Source organism: Herbaspirillum lusitanum P6-12, from assembly GCF_000256565.1.
In the GTDB taxonomy this organism is placed as follows: domain Bacteria; phylum Pseudomonadota; class Gammaproteobacteria; order Burkholderiales; family Burkholderiaceae_D; genus Herbaspirillum; species Herbaspirillum lusitanum.
Genome location: NZ_AJHH01000457.1, coordinates 1 through 6,459 on the forward strand (window position 1 = coordinate 1; position 6,459 = coordinate 6,459).

At 61.0% G+C, this 6,459-nt stretch carries 5 protein-coding genes and 1 tRNA gene; 3 read left to right on the top strand and 3 right to left on the bottom strand.

What is annotated here, in order from left to right; translation table 11 throughout:
* A partial coding sequence (locus tag HLUSI_RS0114990) for a Tex family protein (RefSeq protein ID WP_016834763.1) occupies positions 1-2,312 on the bottom strand: 2,312 nt, incomplete at its 3' end.
* A 204-nt stretch (positions 2,313-2,516) separates the two neighbouring features.
* Between HLUSI_RS0114990 and pth the strand changes: the two genes are divergently transcribed.
* The gene (gene pth, locus HLUSI_RS0114995) at positions 2,517-3,098 is read left to right on the top strand and encodes an aminoacyl-tRNA hydrolase (protein ID WP_016834764.1); all 582 of its coding nucleotides are present in this window, start codon (positions 2,517-2,519) and stop codon (positions 3,096-3,098) included.
* Between the two features lie 50 nt (positions 3,099-3,148).
* Here pth and HLUSI_RS0115000 read toward each other — a convergent pair whose 3' ends face one another.
* Complete coding sequence (locus HLUSI_RS0115000) at positions 3,149-3,886, bottom strand: DsbC family protein (RefSeq protein ID WP_016834765.1); 738 nt, start codon at positions 3,884-3,886, stop codon at positions 3,149-3,151.
* A gap of 88 nt (positions 3,887-3,974) precedes the next feature.
* Positions 3,975-5,471 (bottom strand): FAD-dependent oxidoreductase, encoded by a 1,497-nt coding sequence (locus HLUSI_RS34180; protein ID WP_016834766.1) that lies wholly within the window; start codon positions 5,469-5,471, stop codon positions 3,975-3,977.
* Between the two features lie 217 nt (positions 5,472-5,688).
* On the opposite strand from HLUSI_RS34180, the gene HLUSI_RS0115015 reads away from it, so the two are divergent.
* Together HLUSI_RS0115015 and HLUSI_RS33450 are read left to right on the top strand one after the other, a co-directional pair.
* Positions 5,689-5,764: transfer RNA gene (locus HLUSI_RS0115015), tRNA-Phe, on the top strand.
* 478 nt (positions 5,765-6,242) lie between these two features.
* Complete coding sequence (locus HLUSI_RS33450; RefSeq protein ID WP_016834768.1) at positions 6,243-6,395, top strand: hypothetical protein; 153 nt, start codon at positions 6,243-6,245, stop codon at positions 6,393-6,395.
* The last annotated feature ends 64 nt before the right edge of the window (positions 6,396-6,459 follow it).

A 6,459-nucleotide genomic window follows, 5' to 3' on the forward strand; every position in this document is an offset into this window, starting at 1 on the left:
ATCAGCCCCGCCGGCTGACGCGACTGCTGGCCCTGGTGCTGCGACAGGCGACGTGCATCGTTGCGATCGCCGCGTTGCTCCGGCTTGCTGCCGGCGGCCGGGGCGCTGTCGGACAGACGCATGGTCAGCGCGATGCGCTTGCGCTTCTCGTCGACTTCCAGCACCTTCACCTTGACCACCTGGCCCGCTTTGACGACGGTGTGCGGATCCTTGACGAAGGTGTTGGACAACGCCGAGATATGCACCAGACCGTCCTGATGCACACCGATGTCGACGAAGGCGCCGAAGGCGGCGACGTTGGTCACCACGCCTTCGAGGATCATGTCGGGACGCAGGTCCTTGATTTCTTCCACGCCGTCCTTGAAGGTCGCGGTAGTGAACTCGGGACGCGGATCGCGGCCCGGCTTTTCCAGTTCCTTGAGGATGTCGGTGACGGTCGGCACGCCGAATTTTTCGTCGGCGTATTTTGCCGGGCTCAACGATTTGAGCAAGGCGCTTTCGCCCAGCACGCCCTTCACGTCCTTCTTGATGTCGGCCAGGATCTTGTTCACCAGCGGATACGATTCCGGGTGAACCGCCGAGGCGTCGAGCGGATTCTCGCCATTCATCACGCGCAGGAAGCCGGCCGCCTGCTCGAAGGTCTTGTCGCCCAGGCGCGGCACTTCGCGCAAACCGGCGCGCGAGGTGAACATGCCCTTCATGTCGCGATACGACACGATGCTTTGCGCGACGCTGGCGTTGAGGCCGGACACGCGCGCCAGCAGCGGCGCGGAAGCGGTGTTGACGTCGACGCCGACGGCGTTCACGCAATCCTCGACGACGGCGTCGAGCGAACGCGCCAGTTGCGACTGGCCGACGTCATGCTGGTACTGGCCGACGCCGATCGACTTCGGATCGATCTTGACCAGCTCGGCCAGCGGATCCTGCAGACGACGCGCGATCGATACCGCGCCGCGGATCGACACGTCCAGATCGGGCAATTCCTTCGACGCGAATTCGGAGGCTGAATACACCGACGCGCCGGCTTCCGACACGACGATCTTGGTCAGCTTCAGTTCCGGACGCATCTTGATCAGCTCTTGCGCCAGCTTGTCGGTCTCGCGCGAAGCGGTGCCGTTGCCGATCGAGATCAGCGAGACGTTATGCTTCTCGGCCAGCTTGGCCAGCGTGTGCAGCGAACCTTCCCAGTCATTGCGCGGCTGGTGCGGGAAGATGGCTGTCGTGTCGACCACCTTGCCGGTGGCGTCGACAACGGCCACCTTGACGCCGGTGCGCAATCCCGGATCCAGGCCCATGGTGGCGCGCGGCCCTGCCGGCGCGGCAAGCAACAAATCCTTCAGGTTGCGGGCAAAGACATTGATCGCTTCGGCTTCGCTGCGCTCGCGCAGGCCGGTCATCAGTTCGGTCTCGAGGTGCATGAACACCTTCACGCGCCATGCCCAGCGCACGGTGTCGGCCAGCCACTTGTCGGCGGGACGGCCCTTGCTGCTGACGCCGAAGCGCGCGGCGATACGGTTTTCGCAGGGGTTGTGCGGCGCGTCCCACTTCGGTTTTTCTTCTTCGGTGTCGAGACGCAGAACCACCGTCAGCATCTCTTCGCGGCGACCGCGGAACAAGGCCAGCGCACGGTGCGACGGAATCGTGCCGATGGTTTCGGAGTAGTCGAAATAGTCGGCGAATTTTTCACCGGCGTCCTGCTTGCCTTCGATCACCTTGGATTCCACCACGCCGTGTTCGGTGATGTATTCGCGCAATGCCTGCAACAGCTCGGCATCTTCGGCGAAGCGTTCCATCAGGATCTGGCGGGCGCCGTCCAATGCCGCCTTGGCATCGGCCACGCCGGGATTGTCGCCGCTGTCGGTGGTGAAGGCGGGCTTGAGGTATTTCGCCGCTTCTTCTTCCGGATTGAGCATCGGGTCGTTCAGCAGCGCGTCGGCCAGTTCGGTCAGGCCGGCTTCGGCGGCGATCTGGGCCTTGGTGCGGCGCTTGAGCTTGTACGGCAAATACAGGTCTTCCAGGCGCGTCTTGTCTTCGGCGTGGACGATGGCGTCAAGCAGCACCGGCGTCATCTTGCCCTGCTCTTCGATGGACGAGATGATCGCGGTGCGGCGGTCTTCCAGTTCACGCAGGTAACGCAGGCGCTCTTCCAGCAGGCGCAGCTGGGTGTCGTCCAGGCCACCGGTGGCTTCCTTGCGGTAACGTGCGATGAAAGGCACGGTCGCGCCTTCGTCGAGTAAGGCGATCGCGGCGGCAACCTGCACCGGCTTGGCGACGAGTTCGAGAGCTAAACGTTGTTCGATGGAAGGCAACATGACAATGAAATCCGGGAATTGAAAAACAAGCGTTGGATGATACGCAATTCAGGGGGACGCGCCAATCTTGACAGCCCCCAAATGCACGAAATAAATGGATTTGCAGCAATAAACACGGCAACCCGGGATGGAAACACGGCGGAATTGGACGGGTAGATTCGTTATCCGCGATAATCTGCGCTTTCCTGTTAACTTTTTATCAGCATGTCCATACGCCTCATCGTCGGCCTCGGCAATCCCGGCCCGGAATACGAGCAGACCCGGCACAACGCCGGCTTCTGGCTGGTCGACAATCTCGCCGGCGGCATTCGTCTTGCACGCGAGACGCGCTTCAATGCGCTGGCCGCCAAGATTTCCGTCGCCGGCCAGGAAGTCTGGGTGCTGGAGCCGCAGACCTTCATGAACCGCTCCGGCCAGTCGGTCGGCGCACTCGCGCGCTTCTACAAGATCGCGCCCGACGAAGTGCTGGTGGTGCACGACGAACTGGACCTGCCGCCCGGCAGCGCCAAGATCAAGAAAGGCGGCTCTTCCGGTGGCCACAACGGCCTCAAGGACATCACCGCCGCGCTCGGCACGCAAGACTACTGGCGCCTGCGCATCGGCATCGGCCATCCGCGCACGATGGGCCTGCAGCAACCGGTGGCCGACTTCGTGCTGCATCGTCCGCGCAAGGAAGAACAGGCGCTCATCAACGACGCCATCGAGAAGAGTCTCGATGCCATTCCATTGTTGTGCGAGGGGAAATTTGAAGCGGGAATGATGCAGTTGCATACGGCCGCCAAGTAAATCTCAACCTGACGGCCGCAGCAAAATACTGACGGCGGAGCGCCTTACGGTTACTTCAGCGTGGCGAACTTCTGTTCCAGGCCCTTGGTATCGATGGCCCCGGGAATACGCGAGCCATCCGCAAAAATGATGGTCGGCGTGCCGGTGATCTTCATCTTCTGGCCCAACGCCAGCACTTGCTCATGCGGCGCATTGCAGGACGCCGGCGCAGCCGAGGCTTCCTTGCCGTTCAGCATCCAGTCGCTCCAGGCCTTGCCGGGGTTGGACGAGCACCAGATGTTGCGCGACTTCTCGATCGAATCCTGCGCCAGGATGTTGTACTGGAAGGTGTACACGGTCACGTTGTCGACGTCCAGCAAGGTCTTCTGGAAACGCTTGCAGTAACCGCAGTTCGGATCCTCGAACACGGCGATGGTGCGCTTGCCGTTGCCCTTGACGGTCTTGATCGCCAGGTCCAGCGGCAAGTCGGAGAACTTGACCTTGTTGATGGCCTGGATCTTTTCCTTGGTGAAATCGCGGTAAGTCTGCGAATCGACCACGCGACCGATGAACAGGTACTGCGCCTTGGCATCGGTATAGATCACGTCGCCGTCGACCTGCACTTCATACAATCCCGCATACGGCGTCTTGCTCACCGACTCGACCTTGGCGCCTTCGCCCAGGCGTGGTTCGATCGCCTTCTTGATGGCGGCTTCAGTCGCGTCGGCCGCGAAAGCGGAGCCGCCCACGCTCGCCAGCAAAAGGCCGGCTGCCGCGAGGAAGACTGGAAGTGCAAAAATCTTTTTCATGTTCTGATCCGATAAGAAGACGATAGTTGAAACGCCTGTATGTCCCGGCTTGCACCGTGCAAAGTCGTCACACTATAAATTAAAACAATTAAACCCGTTTGCCGAGGGCATGCGCCATCAGACGCCGCTTTAAGACCGGCAAGTGATTCACCAGGTTCAATCCGATATTGCGCACCATGCGCAGCGGCTCGAGCCCGGTGCCGAACAGGCGCGCCAGGCCGTCGGTGGCCAGTTGCATCAGCAGGACTTCTTCCTTGCGCGCACGTGCATAGCGGCTCAGCACGCGGGCGTCGCCGCAATCGCGTTGCGGCTCGCGTTCGTTGATGACCTTCAGCAAGGCGACCACATCGGCGAAGCCGAGGTTCATGCCATGACCGGCCAGCGGATGGATCACGTGGGCGGCATCGCCGATCAGCGCCACGCGCGGCGCCGTCATGGCGTGCGGCTTGACCAGCGTCAGCGGAAAATCGCGCACCACTTCCGGCTCCAGCGGCGTCAACCCACCCAATGCATGCGCAGCGTATTTGCCGAGATGCTGCGCAAGTTGCCAGCGTCTCGGCGAGCGCGTCGGGCGCCGACCACACCAGCGACACGCGCTGGCCCGGCAACGGCAACAGTGCGACGATGCCCTCGGTTGCAGTGAACCATTGATAGGCCACGCCCTGATGCGCTTTTTCGCAGGCGAAATTGGTGACGATGGCGCGCTGTCCGTAGGCGCGGTAGTCGAGGCCGATGTCGCACTGGCCGCGCACCCACGATTGCCCGCCGTCGGCGCCGGTTGGAAACCCATCAGCGTCTCGGCGAGCGCGTCGGGCGCCGACCACACCAGCGACACGCGCTGGCCCGGCAACGGCAACAGTGCGACGATGCCCTCGGTTGCAGTGAACCATTGATAGGCCACGCCCTGATGCGCTTTTTCGCAGGCGAAATTGGTGACGATGGCGCGCTGTCCGTAGGCGCGGTAGTCGAGGCCGATGTCGCACTGGCCGCGCACCCACGATTGCCCGCCGTCGGCGCCGACCAGCAAGGAGGCGTCGAGCGTGTCGCCGCTTTCCAGTTGCAGAGCGACGCCGTGCGGATCGCTGCGCAAGGACACGGCGCGGCCGTTGACGACGCGCACGTTGGGAGAAAATTTCAGCGCCGCATCGAGCGCGGCGTTCAGGTTGCGATCCTCGACGATCCACGCCAGCGCATCGACGTGCGCCGCATAGGCGTCGAACACCAGATGGCCCGGATGGTTTTCATCGTCGCCGGTGACGTCCATGCCGTCGACCGCGGCCACGCGCTCGGCGTCGAGCGCATCCCACACCTTGATCGACGACAGCAGGTCGCGCGCGATCTGGTTGACGGCATAGACGCGCACGTCCCAACTGGCTTGTTCCGCACCGGAGGCGGCAGCAGATCCGGAAGCTGCAGCAGCCGGCGCCAGCAGCGTCACGCGCAAACCGGCCTGCGCCAACGCCAGCGCGGCGGTCTTGCCGATGGCGCCATTGCCGACGATGCAGATATCAGCGGAAGGTGAAGACACACCCGCAGGCTTGCGCGCGGCGGCGTGAGAAGAAGGATGGGATGAGGTGCCGTTCATGGGAAAGCATTATAAACGCCTTCGCCGCAGGCCTTTCCTTGATCTCCGTCACAAGAACGCAGTATCGGAAAGCAAAGGAAGGTGAAGAAAGAAAGCCGGAAATAATTAACCTCAAGCGACTGCACAGCGCACTCCATATGGAGCCGGCGAACTTTTTGATAAAAAAGTGGAAGCACCCTTTGCATTCTAAAATTATCTTGCTATAATTCGGCCTCTTGGCCTGGTAGCTCAGTCGGTAGAGCAGAGGATTGAAAATCCTTGTGTCGGTGGTTCGATTCCGCCCCGGGCCACCAAAAGAATCAAACACCTAGTCCAGCCTCGTGCTGGACTTTTTGTTTTGGTCTGACACTTTCTGACGGTGTCGATAATGCCCGAGGTGGGAGTGGTGCACTCGAGTGATATTTTTCCGCTCAATTGCGCTTATTGAACCACTCATGACGGCTCAGTTTGCCGATACCGCAACTCCGGCACTTTCGGAGTTGCCATGCGTCCCTCGCTGTATTCTCATTACATCATCGCCTCTGCCTAGGTGCTCCATGGCTAAACCTTTTCGCGAAGGTGCTACGAGGACCTTTCGCCTGCGCATCCTGCAATTTCTGCGAGCATGAGCCGCAAGCCCAGCGGTACCAAAACGTCCTCCGCCAGCGTACTTTCCCGTTACCGGGTAAAATCGTCGGCAGTCAGCAGATTGCCGTCAAAGATTGATTTCCATCAACTAAAAGCCGGACGGCTCCGCGACTTCGAGCAACCATCCTCACGTAGCAGCACAACATGAATATCCCCGAGCAAGGCGAATTGGTATGTCTGGCTTGTGGCCAGAAACACGGCTACAAGATTCCGCTTCCTGCGATCTGGCATTACGCGACTTGCATCAAGTGCCACGATAAAAGCAGCGTCACCAAGCAGATTCACCCGAACGATTAACTGGCGAGAGCAGCCAGCAGACATTCGGCAAGAATAAAAAACTAAGCGGGGCGTTCCGTCAGGA

Coding starts and splice junctions, on each gene's coding strand:
- pth (WP_016834764.1), top strand. CDS start 2,517: ATGTCCATACGCCTCATCGTCGGCCTCGGCAATCCCGGCCCGGAATAC.
- HLUSI_RS33450 (WP_016834768.1), top strand. CDS start 6,243: ATGAATATCCCCGAGCAAGGCGAATTGGTATGTCTGGCTTGTGGCCAG.
- HLUSI_RS0115000 (WP_016834765.1), bottom strand. CDS start 3,886: ATGAAAAAGATTTTTGCACTTCCAGTCTTCCTCGCGGCAGCCGGCCTT.
- HLUSI_RS34180 (WP_016834766.1), bottom strand. CDS start 5,471: ATGAACGGCACCTCATCCCATCCTTCTTCTCACGCCGCCGCGCGCAAG.